We start from the raw sequence: 18,321 nt of genomic DNA on the forward strand, positions 1-18,321 counted from the left end.
CAGATGCATGGGATACGTGGCAGGCTCGCGGCTTTGCTGCTGGCGGTCTCGGCCGTCATGGCGGGGACGGCGGCGCCTGCCGAGGCCGGTCAGCAAGGCGATCGGCTCGCCTGGACGGGGACCTGGGCGACGGCGGCCAGTGAGCACTACGAGGTCTCGGGGATGTCCGAGGTGACGGTACGGATGCCGGTGCACACCAGCGTCGGCGGCTCGTCCGTACGCATCCGGCTGACCAACGCCTACGCCACCGACCCGGTGACGATCGGGCACGCGACCGTGGGTCTGCGCAACGGCGGTTCCGCCGTGGCCCGCCCGTACGACCTGCGGTTCGGCGGGAAGCGGGCGGTCACGATCCCGGCGGGCGGCCAGGCTGTCAGCGATCCGGTCGGACTCGCCGTGCCGGCCCTTGCCGACCTGGTCGTCAGTCTCCATCTGCCCGGTCAGGTCACGCACATCACCGATCACTGGTGGGCGCAGCAGACCGTGTACTGGACGGACTACGGGGCGGGCGACCACGCCGCCGACACCTCCGGCGACGCCTACACCTGGACCACCACGAGTTGGCCGTTCCTCAGCGGCGTCGACGTGACCGCGCCGAGGACCGGGTCGGTGGTGGCGCTCGGCGACTCGATCACCGACGGGTCCTACTCGACGGCCGACACGAACCAGCGCTGGCCCGATCTGCTGTCGGCCCGCCTCAACGCCTGCCTGCCCGGCGCGGGGGTGCTCAACGCGGGCATCACCAGCAACCGGATCACCGCCGGGACCGAGACCAACCCCTCGGCGCTCGACCGGCTCGACCGGGATGTGCTCTCCCAGCCGGGGGCGCGGACCCTGATCCTCTTCGAGGGCATCAACGACCTCGGCGGGGCGAGTGCCGAGCAGATCATCGCCGGGATGAAGACGATCGCTCACCGGGCGCACCAGCGCGGGATGCGGGTCGTCGGCGCCACGATCACCCCGTACAAGGACTTCACCTGGGGCGGTTGGAGCGAGGAGACGGAGGCGCGGCGGCAGCAGGTCAACGCGTTCGTCCGGGCCTCCGGCAAGGTCTTCGACGACTATGCCGACTTCGACCGGGCGGTCCGGGATCCGGCTGATCCGAGGCGACTGGGCGCGGCGTACGACTCCGGTGACCATCTGCATCCCAATGATGCCGGGATGAAGGCATTCGCCGACTCCATCGACCTGACCACGCTCGGCCTCGGCCGCGGCTGTTCCTGAGGAGGAACCGTGTCTGGACGGCTTGAACACTTGCGGGGACACCGAAGATTCGCGGTCCTGGCCACGGCGTTGGCGGCCACCGTGGCAGCCCTGCTTCCGGCGGTACCGGCCGCGGCCGAGACCACACCGCAGGGGTGGACGGGGACTTGGGCGACCGCCCAGCACGCCGCCTACGACCCGGGCACCTCGGAGGTGACGGTTCGGATACCGGTGCGGGTGAGCGCCGGCGGGTCGAGCGTGCGCATCCGCCTGACCAACGACTTCACCACCGAGCCGGTGACCATCGGTCACGCGACCGTCGGGCTTCGGGAGGGCGGTTCCGCCGTCACGAAGCCGCAGAAGCTGCGGTTCGGCGGGAAGAGCGGGGTGACGATCGCGGCCGGCGAGCAGGCGGCCAGCGATCAGGTCCGGCTCACCGTGCCGGCCCGCAGCGACCTGGTCGTCAGCCTGTACTTCCCCGGCCGGCTCACCCACATCAGCCAGCACTGGATGGGCCTCCAGACCGTCTACTGGACGCCCGACGGAGGCGGCGATCACGCAGCGGACGCCGGCGGGGACGCCTTCACCAAGACGGACTCCACCTTCCCGTTCCTGACCGGTGTCGACGTACAGCGCGGCAACGCGGCGGGCGCCGTGGTGGCGCTCGGCGACTCCATCACCGACGGCGCGGCCTCCACCTCGGACGCCAACCGGCGTTGGCCCGACTACCTGGCGGGGCGGCTGTCGGCCTGCTCTGCCACGGCCGGGGTGCTGAACGAGGGCATCAGCGGCAACCGGATCACGGCCGGCGTCGACGGCAACCCGTCGGCGCTGGACCGGCTGGAGCGCGATGTGCTGTCGCAGCCGGGAGCGCGGACGGTGGTCCTGTTCGAGGGCGTCAACGACCTCAGCTGGGGCGGCGCCACCGGTGATCAGGTGATCGACGGCATGAAGGAGATCGTGCGCCGCGCCCACGAACGCGGGCTGCGAGTGATCGGCGCGACGGTCGTGCCGTATCGCGGCTGGGGCGACTGGTGGACCGAGGCCAAGGAGGCCGACCGGCAGAAGGTCAACACGTTCGTGCGGGACGGCGGCGTCTTCGACGGCTACGCCGACTTCGACAAGGCGGTGCGGGACCCTGACGACCCCACCCGCTACGGCGCCGCGTTCGACTCCGGTGACCATCTGCACCCCAACGACACCGGGATGAAGGCCTTCGCCGACGCGGTCGACCTCGCCGGTCTGCGGGTGGCCCGGGACTGCCCCTCGGCCCGTGTCCGGCTCACGCCGTACCGGCCGACCCTGGAAGCGGGCGGCGAGGGCACGGAGATCACCTCGACCGTCACCAACACCGGTCCCAGGGCGGTCACTCAGGTCAGCACTCGCCTCGACCTCCCCGACGGCTGGTCCGCCGAACCGGCCGGTAGTACGCGCACCGGCTCTCTCGCCCCGGGCGACAGCGCCACCGTCACCTGGACGGTGGCCCCCGCGGCCGACGCGGTCTGGGGCACCCACCAGATCGGCGTACGCACCTCCTTCGTCCAGGACGGCCGTACCCGGCGCGACTCCGACAGCGTGGACGCGACGGTGACCCCCGCTCCGTCCGAGGTCCGGGCGCCGTACCTGACAACCGCCACCACCACCGAGAAGGCCCAATACGCCCAGAACGGCGACCAGTTCGCCATCTGGGCGGGCGGCCAGGACCTGTCCGGCTGGAAGGACGAGAAGGCGGCGGTCTACCTCGCGGAGGCGGCGCCCCCGTCCGGCACGGTGACCGCCCGGGTCGTCGGCCAGACCGGCAGCGGCCCGTCCGCCAAAGCGGGGATCGCGGTGGCCAACGACCTCACCGCGCCGGAGGCGGGCGGCTACGCGGTGCTCACCATGTCCGCACAGTTCGGCCTGGAGTTCCTGACCGACAGCGACGGTGACGGGCAGCTCGACACCTGGGCCGGGGGCGGCAGTTCGTACCACCCCGCCTGGCTGAAGCTCGTCCGCGACGGCACCGCCTACACCGCGTACGCCAGTTCCGACGGCACCGCCTGGCAGCAGGTCGGCACCGCCACCGTGCCGTCCGCGAACGGCACCGGTGACGCCGGGCTGGTCGCGAGCGCGGTCAACCTCAACTACCCCGGCCAGATCACGACCGCACTTTTCGACTCCTTCTCCATTCACGAGTGAGAGGAAGGTTGATGGCAGTCAACCGCAGACGCTTCATGACCACGGCGGGCGCCCTCGGCGGGGCCGTGATGATGGCTCCGCCCGGCATCGCCCAGGCGCTCACGCAGGGGGCCGTGTCCGGCGTACCGGGTGTCCCCGACTATCAGGCCACCAAGGCTTCTCTGGACACGCACCCGGTTCCGCGCTGGTACAAGGACGCCAAGTTCGGCATCTTCGTCCACTGGGGCGTCTACTCGGTGCCCGCCGGTTCCGGACGGCACATCGCAGCCGAGTGGTACCTCTGGTACCAGAGCTACAAGGACACCGCGGAGTGGCGGTACCACCGCGACACCTACGGCCAGGACTTCGTCTACGACGACTTCATCCCGCAGTTCACGGCGGAGAACTACGACCCGGACTCCTGGGTGAGGCTGTTCGAGCAGGCGGGCGCCGAGTACTTCGCGCTGACCAGTAAGCACCACGACGGATTCGCCCTGTTCCCCAGTGAGTTCACCGACCGGCACTCGGTCAGGTACGGCCCGAAGCGCGACCTCGTCGGCGAGCTGATGACCGCGGCCCGTAAGCGCGGCACCGTGCGGCCGGGCCTCTACTACTCGATCGGCGAGTTCTTCAACCCGTCGATCGGCCGGCCGATGAAGAACTTCTACACCGACGAAGAGATCCCGATGGTCGGCTACAAGCCGGTCCAGGACTACATCGGCGACTACGAACTGAAGCAGCTGTACGAGATCGTCGACCGCTACGACCCGGAACTGCTGTGGGCGGACGGCCAGTGGTTCCGGCCGACCGGAGAACCGCCGTGGCGCAGCGAGGAGGCCCTGGCCCACTACTACAACCAGGCCAAGAACCGCCGCAGGCCCAAGGGAGTCGTGGTCAACGACCGCTTCGACACCCACTTCGACTTCGCGACGTACGAGCAGCGCACCAACCCCACCATGGACCCGCAGAAGTGGGAGTGCTGCATCACCATGGGCTACTCCTGGGGCTACAACAAGCATGAGCTGGACGAGGACTACAAGACCTCCGAGTTCCTCATCCACCTGCTGGCCGACGTGGTCAGCAAGAACGGCAACCTGCTGCTCAACATCGGTCCCAAGCCGGACGGCACGATCCCCGCGATCATGCAGGAGCGGCTGAAGGACATCGGCGCCTGGCTGAAGGTCAACGGCCCCGCGATTTACGGGTCTACGCCCTGGGTGCGGGCGGAGGAGGAGGGCAGCCAGCTCGGCATCCGCTACACCGTCTCCCCGGGCACGTTCAACATCATCGTGCTGGGCAAGCCCAGCGGAACCCTTTCGGTGCCCGGCGACATCCCCATCAGCGCCACGTCCCGGGTCCGGCTGCTCGGCACGAGCGGCAGTCTGCGGTGGACCCGCCGTGACGGGAAGATCAACATCACCGTCCCGTCCTCTCTGCCCAGCGACATCGCCAATGTCTTCACCGTCGACTGGGCCCGGTGACCGGCATGGGATTCAGTAACGGCACCCGGTTCGACACCCTGGGACCCACCCTCACCGTCACCACGCAGCCAGCCGAGCCGGCCGGCGGCGACACGGTCACCGCCACCGCGGTCCTCACCAACGACTGTTCCTTCCCGCTCCTCAACGCCGTGCTCCATCTGATCAACCCCCGAGCCACCGCGGCGGCGAAGACCATCCCGCTCGGCGACCTGCGGCCCGGCACGAAGACGACCCGGCGGTGGGAGACGGCGATGCCGGCCGACGTGGCCGGGGACGTGTCGTTCTCCGCGCACCTGGTCTTCGACGTCGACGAGAACAGCAGCGACTGCGCGCGGTCCGCGAAGACGTTCACGGTGCCCTACGAGCCCAATGGGGTGCGGGACCCGTACCGGACGTTCGCCACCACCGACGACGCCAAGTTCGGCCAGTACGGCGGCCAGTTGGTGATCTGGGCGGGCGGCCGCGACTTCTCCGGCGGCACCGACGAGAAGGGGGGCATCCTCCTTCCCGGCTCCGCCGCCGAGTCGAGCGTGGTGCAGGTCGAGACGGTCAGCCTCACCGGGAGCGACAACCCCACCGCCAAGTACGGCATCGCCGTCGCCAACGACCTCACCGCCCCGGAGAAGGGCGGCTACGCCGTCCTCACCATGTCGAAGTCGTACGGCGTCGAGTTCATGACCGACAGCGACGGGAACGGGCACCTCGACACCTGGGCCGGAGGCGGCGTTTCCGCCCACCCCGCCTGGCTGCGCCTGGTCCGTGACCGCACGACGTACACCGCGTACACCAGTATCAACAACGGCCTCTCCTGGAACGAGATCGCGAGCGCGACCGTGCCCTCAGCGAGCGGCGCCCTGGACGCGGGCGTGGTGGCGAGCGCCGTGAACCTCAACTACCCCGGCACGACGGTTCAGGCCGTGTTCGACCACTTCACCGTGGAGGAGTCGTGACCGCCTACCGTCCCGAGGAGGACTTCCTCTCGCCGCCCGTCTCGCTCACCGTCGCCCCGTCCGCACCCGAGGCCGGCGAGACCGTGACCCTGACGACCACCCTCACCAACTCCACCCGGATCGCGCTGCGCGGCACCGTGCTCTATCTCGCCGTGGACGACTCCGCCGAACAGGACGGCCTGGGTGACCTCGCGCCCGGACGGTCGGTGACCCGCACCTGGCGCACCCGGCTCGCCGACGACGCCGAGGGCCGGATCGTGTTCACCGCGCACGCCCTCTTCGACGTGCACCGCCACGGCTCCGACTGCACCCGCGCCACCTCCTCCGTCCTGCTGCCGTACCGCTCGCTGCCCGGGGCGTTCGACAACGCGGGGATCGCCTCCGACGACGCCCTCACCGTCGCGAACATCGACGGCTCGAACTCCAGCCTGTCCGCCGAGGCGCTGGCGTCGGTGGGGCTGACTCCGGGGGCCACGGTCACCTACGACGGGGTGCCCTTCACCTGGCCGGACACCCGGCCCGGGAGCAAGGACAACGTCATCTCCTCCGGCCAGACCGTGCTGCTGTCCGGCTCCGGTTCCCGGTTGTCCTTCCTCGGCACCAGCACCTGGGGAGACGGCAAGGGCGACGGCAAGGTCGTCTACGCCGACGGCACCGAGCAGGCCTTCTCGGTCGACGTCCCCGACTGGTACGGCGCGAACTCCTCCGCAGCGGTGGTGTTGCCGTACCGCCACATCATCTCCGGCCGTGACGACAACCCCGTCAGCCTGTTCACCTTCGGGGTCGATCTGACAGCCGGGAAGGAACTGCGTTCCGTGGTCCTGCCCAAGGTCAGCGACGGCATCCAGGCGGGCGCCGCCGCCCTGCACATCTTCGCCATGACGATCACGACGATCAACTGAGCTCGGCCGGAAGGACGTTCATGCACGACAACCGAGGCGACCTCGACCTCCCAGGCGTCACCCGCAGACGGATCCTCACAGGCGCGGTGGTGCTGGGCGGTGCCGCGCTGCTGCCCCTCCCGCCGGCCGCGTACGCGGCCGGCGGAGCCCTCTTCGACACCGCGCCCGCCGCAGCCGCGCTGAAGCGACTGCTTCCCGACCACTACCGGCAGCTCACCCTGCGGGCCGTCGCCGACGTCGCCGACCGCTTCCGGGTCACCGGCCGGGCCGGACAGATCACGGTGGAGGGCACCAGCCCCGCCGTGCTGCTCGCCGGCCTCCACACCTACCTGCGGCGGACCGCGCACGCCTCCGTCTCCTGGACCGGCGAGCAGCTCAACCTGCCGCGCACCCTCCCCGCGCCCGCCGCGGAGATCACGGGAACGGCCAACGTGCCGCACCGCTTCGCCTTCAACGACACCAACGAGGGCTACACCGGCGCCTACCGCGACTGGGACGCCTGGCAGTACGAGCTGGACGTGCTGGCCGTCCACGGAGTCAACCGGGTCCTCGTCTACATGGGCGGCGACGCCGTCTACTACGACACGTTCCGTCAGTTCGGCTACACCGACGCCGAGATGCGCGCCTGGATCCCGGCCCCCGCCCGTCAGCCCTGGTGGCTGCTGCAGAACATGTCGGGCTTCGGCGGGCCCATCTCCCGGCAGCTCCTCGAGAAGCGTGCCGTGCTCGCCGAGAAGATCATCGACCGGGTACGGGACCTGGGCATGACGCCGGTCCTGCCGGGCTACTACGGCAGCGTCCCGGACGACTTCCCCGCCAAGCACGGCGGCGACGCGGCGGTGGTGGCGCAGGGCACCTGGGGCGCCTTCAAACGCCCCGACTGGCTCGACCCGCGCACCACGGCCTTCGCCGACGTGGCCGCCGCTTTCTACCGTGCCCAGAAGGAGCGGTTCGGCGGGAGCACGATGTACAAGATGGACCTCCTGCACGAGGGCGGCAACGCCGGTGCCGTGCCGGTGGGTGAGGCAGCGGAGGCCGTCGAGGCGGCACTGCAGAAGGCCCACCCGGGGGCCGTGTGGGCGATCCTCGGCTGGCAGAACAACCCGGCCAAGGAGCTGCTCGACGGCGTCGACAAGAGCCGGATGCTGATCGTGGACGGCCTGTCGGACCGCTACACCACGGTCACGGACCGGGAGAGCGACTGGGGCGGCACCCCGTACGCCTTCGGCAGCATCTGGAACTTCGGCGGCCACACCCCGATCGGCGCCAACGCCCCGGACTGGGTGGAGCAGTACCCCAAGTGGCGTGACAAGAAGGGCAGTGCGCTCGCCGGTATCGCGGCGATGCCCGAGGGGGCGGACAACAACGCGCCCGCCCTCGCCCTCCTCACCGACCTGGCCTGGACGCCCGGCACCGTGGACCTGGACGACTGGTTCGCCGCGTACGCGCTCTCCCGCTACGGCGGCCCCGACCGGCATGCGGCGGCGGCCTGGCAGACGATCCGCGACACCGCGTACAACATGTCCCGCGCGGACTCCTGGAGCGAGGCGCCCGACGGCCTGTTCGGCGCCCGTCCGAGCCTGACGGCGAACAAGGCCGCCGCGTGGGGACCGGAGAAGGACCGTTACGACACCACGGCGTTCGACGCCGCGCTCACGGAACTTCTCGCGGTTCGAGCGGAGTTGAGGGACAGCTCGGCCTACCGGTACGACGTCGTCGACGTGGCCCGGCAGGTCCTGTCCAACCGCAGCCGGGTCCTGCTGCCCCAGATCAAAGCCGCACACGACGCCGGGGACAAGGCTCTGTTCGGCAAGCTGACCAAGACCTGGCTGGGCTGGATGGACCTCCTCGACGACCTGCTGGCGACCTCCGGCCCGCATCTGCTCGGGCGGTGGCTGGCCGACGCGCGCTCCTGGGGCGCCGACCGGGCCGAGAAGGACCGCCTCGAATACGACGTCCGCTCCCTCATCACCACCTGGGGCGGACGCGCCAGCAGCGAGGAGGGCCTGCACGACTATGCGAACCGGGAGTGGTCCGGGCTGGTCGGCGGCCTGTACCGCACCCGCTGGCAGACGTACTTCAACGCACTCGCCACGGGAAAGGACGCGGCGACGATCGACTGGTTCGCCCTGGAGGACCGCTGGGCGCACGCCCACGAGACGCATCCGACCGATCCCCACGGCTCCCCGTACGCCCTTGCTCGCAGCGTGCGCGACCTGCTCGCCGGCACTCCTTACCAGGCGGCCCTCACGGCGCGCGTCGACCGGGGAGCGGTGGCCGAGGGCACGCCTGCGACGGTGACGGTCACCTTCACCAACAGGAACGGGTTCACGGCGGCACGCGGCCTGACCCTCTCCGTCACCGCCCCCGAGGGCATGGCGGTGAAGCCGCTCGATCCGGTGAGCAAGGCGTCGGTGGCGTCCGGCGAGACGTTCGCCGCTCGCTTCGAGGTCTCTCTGGCGGGTGCGCCTACGGAACTGGTCGGCCAGGTCGTCGCGTCGGCGGCGTACGCCGGGGGCGGAAAGGCGGTGGCGCCGGTACGGCTCATGGCCGCGGCCGGGGTCGGTGACCCGTACCGCACGGCCTCCTACAACGACCCGGTGTTCGGCCAGGCCGGCGACGAGATCGCCATCGAGGGCGCGGGGGCCGACCTGTGGGGCGGCACCAACGAGTTCGGGGCGGTGTACCGGGCGGGCGGGTACAAGGACGGAACGGTGGCCCAGGTCACGGTCACGTCCCAGGACGCGTCCGGGGGCTGGGCACGGGCGGGCCTCATCGCCCGCAATGACCTCGGCACCCAGGGGACCGCGGGCTATGTGAACCTGGCGATCACCCCGTCCAACGGCTGCGCGCTGAGCTGGGACGCGGACGGTGACGGCCGTTTCGACTCGATCGAGCTGTCGGGCTCCTTCACCGCGCCGGTGCGGCTGCGGCTGACCCGGTCCGGCGCCTCGTACACCGGTGAGGCGAGCACGGACGGCGTCACCTGGACGACGGTGGGCACGGCCACGCCGTCAGGCGCGGCCGCCGCGCAGGACGTCGGGGTCTTCATGACCGCGGCCAACGGCTGGACCGACGGACGGGGCATTGCCACGTTCGACGGATTCACGGTGACCTGACCGCGGTGGCCCGGCCCTCTCCACCGCGCGGTGGAGGGGGCCCACCGGGGTCTACGGCAGTCGCCAGTCCACCGGCTGGGCACCCTGCCGCAGCAGCAGGTCGTTGGCCCGGCTGAACGGACGCGAGCCGAAGAATCCGCGGTCCGCCGACATCGGCGAGGGATGAGCGGACTCAATGGCCGGAAGATCCCCCAGGAGCGGCCGCAGATTGCGCGCGTCACGCCCCCACAGGACCGAGACCAGCGGCTTCCCCCGAGCGGCGAGCGCCCGGATGGCCTGCTCGGTGACCTCTTCCCAGCCCTGGCCGCGGTGCGCGCCCGGTTTGCGCGGGGCCGTCGTCAACGCCCTGTTGAGCAGCAGCACGCCCTGCTCGGCCCACGGCGTCAGATCCCCGTTCGAGGGCCGGGGCAGCCCCAGGTCGGAGTGCATCTCCCGGAAGATGTTCTCCAGGCTGCCCGGCAGGGAACGCACCTCGGGCGAGACCGCGAAACTCAGCCCGATCGCCATCCCCGGCGTCGGATAGGGGTCCTGACCGACGATCAGAACGCGGACGTCGTCGAAGGGCTGCTGGAAGGCCCGCAGGACATTCGCCCCGGCCGGCAGGTAGGTCCGGCCCGCCGCTATCTCGGCCCGGAGGAAGTCCCCCATGGCGGCGATGCGTTCGGCCGCGGGCTCGAGAGCCTTCGCCCAGCCTGCTTCAACAAGTTCGTGCAAGGGTCGTGGTGCCACGGCGTGTCACTCTACTGGCAGGCACCGGGGCACAGCACACACGCAGAAGCCCTCGCCCACGGACGCCGCTCTCGGCGCTACTCTTCCTCCTCGTCGAGATCTTGGAGCCGGTCGAGCAGACCACACATCGGTCACCGGGAGGGCGGGGAGCTTGTCACCTCACGGGACCGGTACGGGCGAAGGGTTCCTCGCCCTCGACTCCGGCGGATCCGGACTGCGGGTCGTCGTCGGCATCCCCGGCCGGGGGAACACGGCCCCGCGGGAGTCCCGGGTGCCTGTGCGGACGGGTGCGCGCGGGATCGACCCGGGGCACCTGATGGAGCAACTGACACCCATGGTCAGGGCGTTGCTGTCCGAGGCGGGAGTGAGCGGACTGGACACCGCCGTCGTCGGGGCGGCCGGTCTCGCCACCCTGGGCGATGCGCTGCGGGCCGAGCTTCCCGGCGCGCTGGAGAGGGAGTTCGGGGTCCGGACCGTCGCGCTCGTCGCGGACGCGGTGACGGCGTACACCGGCGCTCTCGGTCCGCGCCCGGGTGCGGTCGTCGCGGCCGGTACCGGTCTCATCGCGATCGGCACCGACCTCGAGTCCTGGCGCCGGGCGGACGGCTGGGGTCATCTGCTGGGCGACTGCGGGGGTGGCGCGTGGATCGGCCGGGCCGGCCTGGAGGCCGCACTGCGGGCCCACGACGGGCGTTCGGGCGGCTCGGCGGCGCTGCTGGCCCTGGCCGAGGAGGCGTTCGGACCGGTGCGGGAGCTGCCCGGCAGGTTGTACCCGCGTACGGACCGGCCCGCCGTGCTCGCCTCCTTCGCGCCCCAAGTGGCGGCCTGTGCCGAGAGCGACCCGGTCGCCGGGGGGATCCTGCGCGAGGCGGCCCGGCACATGGCGGACTCGGCGGCCGCGGTCTGTCCGGCGGAGGGCGAGGTGCATGTCAGCCTCACCGGTGGCTTGTTCAGGATGGGTGCCGCCCTCGTCGCACCGCTGGACGAGGAGTTGAGGCGGCGACTGCCGCACGCCCGGCGGGTCACGGCGGCGGGCGGACCGCTCGAGGGATCCGTACAGATCGCCACAGAACTGGCGCGCGGCTCGCTCACTCTTCCGAGCGACGAGTCGATGTTGTACGTCGTGACCCCAAAGAGGGGCTGAAGCGGACGTAACTCATCAGACAAAACCGGACGGATACCGCTCACCTGCACCCTCCCCGAACAGGGGAGCCCCGGAAACCAGTAACATGCGTCGCCATGAGCTCCCCCACTGGGCCCGCGTCCGGCCTGCCAGTACGAATGCCGCGACCTCGCCAGCCCGGGCGGCACCGCCGACCCGAGCCCTTGGCGGCTCCCGAGGGCGCGCCCGCGCTCGTCCTCGCGGTTCCGGGCACGCCCGCGGCCGCCACGCGCAGCCTCGCCGAGGAGGTCGTGAGCATCGCCCGCTCCGAGCTCCCCGGCCTCGACGCGCGGATCGGGTACCTCGACGGGGACGACTCGGAGTTCCCCACGCTTCAGGCCGTCCTGACCCATGCCGCCGAGGAGCGCTCCGCTCGTTACGAGCAGGCCAAGGCCGCCGGGATGGACGTCAAGGAGCCCGACGGCCCCGTCGCCGTCGTGGTGCCGCTGCTCGCCGGTCCGGACAGCGCGCTGCTGCGCCGGATCCGCCAGGCGGTGATGGACAGCCGGATCGCGGCCGACCTCACCGATGTGCTGGGCCCGCACCCGCTGCTCGCTGAGGCGCTGCACGTACGTCTTTCGGAGGCCGGGCTGGCCCGTGCCGACCGCGCTCGCCTGTTCGCCGTGACGACCGCCGCGGACGGCATCATCCTGGGCGCGGTGGGCGGCGAGGAGGCCGTGCAGGCGGCCGGGATCACCGGCATGCTGCTCGCCGCGCGTCTCGCCGTGCCGGTGATGGCGGCGGCGCTCGACCAGGACGGCTCGATCGCGTCCATCGCCGATCAGCTGCGATCATCCGGTTCGCAGCAGCTGGCGCTCGCGCCGTATCTGATAGGGCCGGAGATCGACCCCGCCGTGATCGAGGAGGCGGCCAAGGAGGCCGGCTGCTCCGCCGCCGAGCCGCTCGGCCCCTACCCGGCGATCGGCAAGCTCGTCCTCGCCAAGTACACGACCGCGCTGGGCATCGCCCCGCAGCAGGCGCAGGGCGCACCGGTGCGCTGAGCGCCCCCTGCGACCGCGTCACCGAAAGGGCCCGCTCCATCCGTCGGAGCGGGCCCTTCGGTGTGCAAGGCGGCGGATCAGTCGAAGACCACGCAGGACGCGGCCGGGACTTCGATCGAGCCCTCGTACCTGGGCAGGCCGGTGGCCGCGTCCACGGCGAACCAGGTCACGTCACCGGAGCGCTCGTTGGCCACGTACAGGAAGCCGCCGTACTCGGCGAGGGCCCGGGGCCAGCGGCCGCCGCAGCCGACCGTGCCGACCAGCCGCAGGTCGTCGCCCTCGACGGCGAACGTGGACAGGACGTCCTCGCCCCGGGTGGCGGTCCACACGAAACGGCCGTCGGGGGACGTGACGACGCCCGACGGGTAGGCGTCGCCCTCCGGGGCGCCCGCCAGCACCGGGATCTCGCTCAGGGGCTTCAGCGAGCCCTTCTCGGCGTCCCAGCGGCACCTCACGAGGGTCGGGGTGAGCTCGTTGAGGACGTAGGCGCGGGTTCCGTCGGGATGGAAGGCCAGGTGGCGCGGGCCCGAGCCGGGGCGCAGGGCGACCTCGCGGTGTATGTCGAGCGCGCCGTCCGTCAGGGTGCACACCCGCACGGAGTCCGTGCCGAGGTCGACGCTGACGATCCACCGCCCGCTCGGGTCGGGCTGCACCTGGTGGGCGTGGGGGTTCTGCTGGCGGGGCGTGTGCGGGCCCGAGCCGGTGTGGCGCAGCACGCCGGAGTGGGCGCCCGCGAGGGAGCCGTCGGCACGCAGGGCCACGGTGGTGACGCTGCCGGAGCCGTAGTTGGCGGTCAGGACGTATCCGGCGTGCACGGCGAGGTGCGTGGGCCCGTTCCCGTCGACCGGCACCGGCGGGCCGGCCGGCTCGGGCCGCTCGCCGTTCACCCGGTAGGCGGCCAGCGCGCCCTGGGCCGTCTCGCTGACCGCGTACAGCACGTCCCCGCGGGCCGACAGAGCCAGATACGACGGATCGGGTACGCCGTTCAGTCCGCTCAACACCTTCAACGCGCCCGTGTCCGGGGCCACCGCCGCCGTCACGATGCCGAGGCCTCCCGCCGCCGTGAACGACCCGATGTAAGCCCGTCCCCGCCCGCCGCCGCCGCCTGCCACAGTCGTCCCCTCTCGGTCGGTGCCGTTCGGGCGACGGTAGCAGTCGATCAGCACCGGTCTAGACCAGCGCCGGTAAAAATTCACGGCCGGTCGCGTACCTGGCGGGGTGGGTTCAGGTTCCCACCAGCGGTGAGCCGGTCGGCGTGCGCAAGGGCGCGGCCAGCTCCGCGAGCGCCCTTTCCAGTCCGTGCACATGGGCCAGTGCGGGTTCCTCGGCGAGGGGGCGGTCCGCGACCGCGAAGTCCCTGCCGTCGGTGAGGGCCTCCACAGCGGCCTCCACCCGTCGGCACGCGGCGGTCAGGCGGGCGTCGTGCGAGGCCTCGGGGTCGGTCGCGACGGTGACCAGGCCTCGCATCTCCCGGGCGCAGTCGTCGAGGAGGGCGAGGACGTGGCGGGCGCGGCGCTTGCGGGCCGGCATCGGGTTGAGGGGGTGGACCAGCGGGCCCACCGAGAGGCGGACCCTGCCCAGCAGCTGCTCCAGTTCGGCCACGCGGACGGCCGGGTCCGCGCCCGGCACCCCCGCGAGGCGGGCGGCGGCCTCGGCGGTGCATGCGTGGACGCAGCGCAGGGCGCGCTGGATCCAGGCGTCGGTGACGGCGTGGGTGGTGATCGGCAGGACGAACAGCACCGCCAGGACGGCTCCGACCGCGCCCACGCCGGTCTCCGCGAACCGCAGGGCCAGCAGTCCGGGGTTCAGGACGCCGAGAAGGCCGTAGAGAAGCTCGGCCAGCAGCGTGACCCAGAGCATCATCCACGTGTACGAGACGGCAGCCGTGTAGAAGATGCCGAAGACGCAGACGGCGAGCAGGACGGCCGTGGGCGCCGGCGCCCCGTGCAGCGGTACGGCGACGAGCAGGCCGAGGCCGATGCCGATCACCGTGCCGAGGACCCGGCGGAAGCCGCGCACCAGGGTCTCGCCGCGCGAGGTGGTGTTCACGAAGATCCACCAGGTGGCGCCGACGGCCCAGTACCAGCGCTGGCCGGAGATCAGCTGGCCGACGACGAGGGCGAAACCCGCGCCGGCCATGGCCTGGACCGCCTGGCGGGTGGTCGCACGGGCGAGGCCGGTCCCGGCGGGCGGGGCGGGCACGGTGGCCGGGGGGAGCCGGCGCTCGTAGCACCACAGACCGAAGCGGACCGCGGCGGCGGTGAGCAGGGACAACAGGACGGCGGCGTAGAGCTCGGGGAGCTGGCCGGTGGTCGCGTGCAGGAACTGCGCCACGAAGAAGGTCATGAACGCGAAGACGCCGAGGCTGTGCCCGCGTGGGCCCCAGCGCCGGGCGTACACGCCCGCGCCGACCACGGCGAGGAGGACGAGGTCGCGAGCGACGGGATGGTCGTGGAGCCCGGCCGCGGCGGCGAGGACGGGCAGGCCGACGGCGGGCAGCAGGGCGGTGGTGAGCGCCTGCCCCCGGACGGTGGCGTCCGTGACGGTGAACAGGGCGAGCAGCGCGGCGAGGCCGCCGGTGACGGCACCGGCGAGCGAGTGTCCCGCGAGGCCGCACACCACGACCGCGAGGCCGATGCCGAGCACCGCCCGCGCGGCGAAGCGCAGCCGGGCCCGGCCCGGGTCCGCCGCCATGAACACCCTCTTCAGCACGTACCGCCCCCTGAAGTTCTTGGAGACCGGCTGGACACCGGCATGGAAAAGGCGCCGCGGGGTCCGCAGCGCCATCGACGGGCTCATTGCAGCATCCTCGCCGCTGTCGGCTCAAGTGAGATCGAATATGCTGGGCCATCGGCACAGTGAAAGCGGTCCTGGAGCGTCCATCGGCGGGCCAACGGACCATGGACGAGGAGGCCGTACGCCATGGCCGTGGACGAGCTCGACACCCGCATCCTGCGACTGCTGCTGGAGCGGCCGCGGACGAGCGTGCGGGAGTACGCGCGGATTCTGGGGGTCGCGCGGGGCACCTTGCAGGCGCGGCTCGACCGGCTGGAGCGGGACGGGGTGATCACCGGTACGGGGCCCTCGCTGTCGCCCGGCGCGCTCGGTCATCCGGTGCTGGCGTTCGTGCACATCGAGGTGACCCAGGGGCGGCTCGACGACGTGGGGGACGCGCTGTCCGCCGTGCCGGAGATCGTCGAGGCGTTCTCGATCGCGGGCGGCGGGGATCTGCTGACGCGGGTCGTGGCGCGGGACAACGCGCATCTGGAGGACGTGATCCAGAAGGTGATCAGCCTGCCGGGAGTGGTGCGGACGCGTACCGAGGTGGCACTGCGGGAGCGGGTCGCGTACCGGCTGCTGCCGCTGGTGGAGTCGGTCGGGCGCGCCGCCCGGAGTTGATCTTTGACATCCTGGGAGCCATGAGCAGGCTCAGCGGCATATCGGTCATCTTCGATCTCGACGGAACGCTCGTGGACAGCGAGCCGAACTACTACGAAGCGGGTCGGCAGACCCTCGCCGCGCACGGGGCCCCGGACTTCACCTGGACCGACCACGAGCGGTACGTCGGGATCAGCACCCGGGAGACGGTCACGCGGTGGAAGTCGCTCTACGGGCTGCGGGCGTCCGTGCCGGAACTCCTGGCGGACAAGAACCGACGCTATCTGGAGCTGGCCCGCACGGCCACGCGCGCGTACCCCGAGATGCGGAAGTTCGTGGAGCTGCTGGCCGGTGAGGGCGTGCCGATGGCGGTCGCCTCGGGGTCCTCTCCGGAGGCCATCGACGCCATCCTGGCCGGGACGGGCCTCGACGCGTATCTCCGTACGACCGTCTCGGCCGACGAGGTCGCCCACGGCAAGCCCGCGCCGGACGTCTTCCTGGAGGCCGCCCGCCGACTGGGTGCCGACCCCGCCGACTGTGTGGTCCTGGAGGACGCCGCCCCGGGCGCCGCCGCCGCGCACGCCGCCGGGATGCGGTGCATCGCGATCCCGTACGTGGCGGCGCAGGCCGACGCCCCGGAGTTCGCCCGTGCCGGTCTCCTTCTGCGGGGAGGTCAGGAGGAGTTCACGGCACGGGCGGCTCATGACTGGCTGGCGCGCAACCGGGGCTGACGGCTCAGCGCCCCGTCCCCGGCTCCGCCCAGCGACCCGTCCTACGGCCGCGCCTCGTGCGACGGCTTCGGTGCCGGCTGGATGTTCTGGTTCAGACGGAACACGTTGTCCGGGTCCCGGTCGGCCTTGATGCGGGCCAGGCGGTCGTAGTTGCCGCGGTAGCTGGCGCGGACACGTTCCTGGCCCTCGTCCATCATCATGTTGACGTAGGCGCCGCCCGCCGAGTACGGGTGCAGGGCGTCGAAGTAGTCGACGGTCCACCGCTTGACCAGCTCGGCGTTGGCCGGATCAGGGTCGACTCCGGCGAAGACGGAGGCCCAGTTGGCGTGGCGGTAGGCCCAGGGCGTCTCGTCCTGGCCCACGTCGTGGGCGGCGCCGTCGATCGGGTAGAGGTGCATGGTCGACTGGACGGTCGGCACCTCGGCGCCGAACTTGGCGTGCAGCTGGACCGCCTCGTCCGGGACGGTCTCGACGAAGTCGGCCCGCCAGTACCACTGGTGGCCGGGCGGGTAGAGCCCGTCGAACATGGACTGCAGGTCGGGGTGCTGCATGACCATGGGAGCGTGCAGCAGCGGTGCGGGCAGGGCGTCGAGCAGCGGGGCCATCTCGCGTGCCGCGGCCTCGGTGTCGTCGCCGGTGTAGCACCAGACCACGCCGGCCGCCTTGCGGAGCTGGATCTCCTCGGGGAACGGCGGGGCGGGCGGGACGGTGCCGTGCAGGAAGAACCCGCCCAGCTCGCGGGGCGCGTTCAGGATGAACTCCCGGTACGCGGAGAGGACTGCAGCACTGTCCTCGACGGCCCAGAAGGTCGGCCCGGCGATCACCGTACTGATCTCGTGCAGCCGGAAGACGAACGAGGTGACGACGCCGAAGTTGCCGCCGCCGCCCCGGATCGCCCAGAACAGGTCGCTGTTCTCGTCGGCGCTCGCCCGTACCCGGCGGCCGTCGGCGAGGACGATGTCGGCCTCCAGCAGGTTGTCGATGGTCAGTCCGCAGCTGCGGGTGAGGTGACCGAGCCCGCCGCCGGTGGCGATGCCGCCGACACCGGTCGTGGAGACGATGCCGCTGGGCGTGGCCAGGCCGTGCGCGTTGGTGGCGCGGTCCACCTCGCCCCAGACACAGCCGCCGCCGACCCGCACGGTGCGCGCTTCGGGGTCGACCTGGATGTCCTTCATGGGTGACAGGTCGGCGACCACTCCCCCGTCGACGGTGCCGAGTCCGGCGCCGTGGTGACCGCCGCCCCGCACGGCGAGGGGAAGGCCCTGGGCGCGGGCGAAGGCGATCGTGCGGGAGACCGCGTCCGCGTCGGCACAGCGGGCGACGAGGGCGGGGCGCTTGTCGATCATCGCGTTGTAGACGGTACGGGCCTCCTGGTAGCCGGCGTCCTCGGGGCCGATGAGCTCCCCGGTGAATCCGGTCAGTTCACGACGTGCGGCCTGGGCGGGCGTGCTGGACATGAAGTCCCCCGTTTCCGAATCGGGTAGATTCGTCCGTTCTACTCGCGTCAC

Annotated in this window: 14 protein-coding genes; 10 read left to right on the forward strand and 4 right to left on the reverse strand. The window is 71.7% G+C overall.

Going from position 1 to position 18,321, the window contains the following annotated elements; genetic code table 11:
• The first annotated feature begins 3 nt into the window (after window positions 1-3).
• The 6 genes from AQJ46_RS22950 to AQJ46_RS22975 are packed head-to-tail and all read left to right on the forward strand — an operon-like array spanning window position 4 to window position 9,812.
• Complete coding sequence (locus tag AQJ46_RS22950) at window positions 4-1,224, forward strand: SGNH/GDSL hydrolase family protein (RefSeq protein WP_079072398.1); 1,221 nt, start codon at window positions 4-6, stop codon at window positions 1,222-1,224.
• Window positions 1,225-1,233: 9 nt separating this feature from the next.
• Window positions 1,234-3,381 carry a GDSL-type esterase/lipase family protein gene (locus AQJ46_RS22955; protein ID WP_059207389.1) on the forward strand — a complete coding sequence of 716 codons (2,148 nt, stop codon included), beginning with the start codon at window positions 1,234-1,236 and terminating at the stop codon, window positions 3,379-3,381.
• 11 nt (window positions 3,382-3,392) lie between these two features.
• A complete protein-coding gene (locus AQJ46_RS22960; RefSeq protein ID WP_059207390.1) occupies window positions 3,393-4,841 on the forward strand; it encodes an alpha-L-fucosidase in 1,449 nt (482 codons plus the stop codon).
• Between the two features lie 5 nt (window positions 4,842-4,846).
• Complete coding sequence (locus tag AQJ46_RS22965) at window positions 4,847-5,791, forward strand: hypothetical protein (protein WP_059207692.1); 945 nt, start codon at window positions 4,847-4,849, stop codon at window positions 5,789-5,791.
• Window positions 5,788-6,693, forward strand: coding sequence for a hypothetical protein (locus tag AQJ46_RS22970; RefSeq protein WP_059207391.1), 906 nt, complete (start codon window positions 5,788-5,790; stop codon window positions 6,691-6,693). Before AQJ46_RS22965 ends, AQJ46_RS22970 begins: the two co-directional genes overlap by 4 nt.
• 20 nt (window positions 6,694-6,713) lie before the next feature.
• On the forward strand, window positions 6,714-9,812 hold the full coding sequence (locus AQJ46_RS22975) for an alpha-N-acetylglucosaminidase (protein WP_059207392.1): 3,099 nt from the start codon (window positions 6,714-6,716) through the stop codon (window positions 9,810-9,812).
• A gap of 51 nt (window positions 9,813-9,863) precedes the next feature.
• On the opposite strand, the gene AQJ46_RS22980 is transcribed toward AQJ46_RS22975, so the two are convergent.
• The gene (locus tag AQJ46_RS22980) at window positions 9,864-10,541 is read right to left on the reverse strand and encodes a uracil-DNA glycosylase (protein WP_057609776.1); all 678 of its coding nucleotides are present in this window, start codon (window positions 10,539-10,541) and stop codon (window positions 9,864-9,866) included.
• A 151-nt stretch (window positions 10,542-10,692) separates the two neighbouring features.
• On the opposite strand from AQJ46_RS22980, the gene AQJ46_RS22985 reads away from it, so the two are divergent.
• Window positions 10,693-11,685, forward strand: a complete 993-nt coding sequence (locus tag AQJ46_RS22985) for an N-acetylglucosamine kinase (RefSeq protein ID WP_059207393.1) — start codon at window positions 10,693-10,695, stop codon at window positions 11,683-11,685.
• A 95-nt stretch (window positions 11,686-11,780) separates the two neighbouring features.
• Window positions 11,781-12,704, forward strand: coding sequence for a sirohydrochlorin chelatase (locus AQJ46_RS22990; protein ID WP_107104777.1), 924 nt, complete (start codon window positions 11,781-11,783; stop codon window positions 12,702-12,704).
• 77 nt (window positions 12,705-12,781) lie between these two features.
• Here the strand turns inward: AQJ46_RS22990 and AQJ46_RS22995 are convergent, their stop codons facing one another.
• Entirely contained in the window at window positions 12,782-13,816 is a 1,035-nt protein-coding gene (locus AQJ46_RS22995) for a lactonase family protein (RefSeq protein ID WP_059207693.1), read from the reverse strand.
• Window positions 13,817-13,928: 112 nt separating this feature from the next.
• Window positions 13,929-15,416, reverse strand: a complete 1,488-nt coding sequence (locus tag AQJ46_RS23000; protein WP_059207694.1) for an FUSC family protein — start codon at window positions 15,414-15,416, stop codon at window positions 13,929-13,931.
• Between the two features lie 210 nt (window positions 15,417-15,626).
• Here AQJ46_RS23000 and AQJ46_RS23005 point away from each other — a divergent pair, with 210 nt between their 5' ends.
• Window positions 15,627-16,103, forward strand: a complete 477-nt coding sequence (locus AQJ46_RS23005; RefSeq protein ID WP_059207394.1) for an Lrp/AsnC family transcriptional regulator — start codon at window positions 15,627-15,629, stop codon at window positions 16,101-16,103.
• 20 nt (window positions 16,104-16,123) lie between these two features.
• Window positions 16,124-16,813 carry an HAD family hydrolase gene (locus AQJ46_RS23010; RefSeq protein WP_059207395.1) on the forward strand — a complete coding sequence of 230 codons (690 nt, stop codon included), beginning with the start codon at window positions 16,124-16,126 and terminating at the stop codon, window positions 16,811-16,813.
• A 41-nt stretch (window positions 16,814-16,854) separates the two neighbouring features.
• Here the strand turns inward: AQJ46_RS23010 and AQJ46_RS23015 are convergent, their stop codons facing one another.
• On the reverse strand, window positions 16,855-18,270 hold the full coding sequence (locus AQJ46_RS23015; RefSeq protein ID WP_059207396.1) for an FAD-binding oxidoreductase: 1,416 nt from the start codon (window positions 18,268-18,270) through the stop codon (window positions 16,855-16,857).
• Window positions 18,271-18,321: the final 51 nt, after the last annotated feature.

Source organism: Streptomyces canus, assembly GCF_001514145.1.
GTDB classification, from domain to species: Bacteria; Actinomycetota; Actinomycetes; order Streptomycetales; family Streptomycetaceae; genus Streptomyces; species Streptomyces canus.

What these genes read in the sequence shown, in the direction of transcription:
- AQJ46_RS22950 (WP_079072398.1), top strand. Translation starts at nt 4, where the DNA reads ATGCATGGGATACGTGGCAGGCTCGCGGCTTTGCTGCTGGCGGTCTCG.
- AQJ46_RS22960 (WP_059207390.1), top strand. Translation starts at nt 3,393, where the DNA reads ATGGCAGTCAACCGCAGACGCTTCATGACCACGGCGGGCGCCCTCGGC.
- AQJ46_RS22965 (WP_059207692.1), top strand. Translation starts at nt 4,847, where the DNA reads ATGGGATTCAGTAACGGCACCCGGTTCGACACCCTGGGACCCACCCTC.
- AQJ46_RS22975 (WP_059207392.1), top strand. Translation starts at nt 6,714, where the DNA reads ATGCACGACAACCGAGGCGACCTCGACCTCCCAGGCGTCACCCGCAGA.
- AQJ46_RS22990 (WP_107104777.1), top strand. Translation starts at nt 11,781, where the DNA reads ATGAGCTCCCCCACTGGGCCCGCGTCCGGCCTGCCAGTACGAATGCCG.
- AQJ46_RS23005 (WP_059207394.1), top strand. Translation starts at nt 15,627, where the DNA reads ATGGCCGTGGACGAGCTCGACACCCGCATCCTGCGACTGCTGCTGGAG.
- AQJ46_RS23010 (WP_059207395.1), top strand. Translation starts at nt 16,124, where the DNA reads ATGAGCAGGCTCAGCGGCATATCGGTCATCTTCGATCTCGACGGAACG.
- AQJ46_RS23015 (WP_059207396.1), bottom strand. Translation starts at nt 18,270, where the DNA reads ATGTCCAGCACGCCCGCCCAGGCCGCACGTCGTGAACTGACCGGATTC.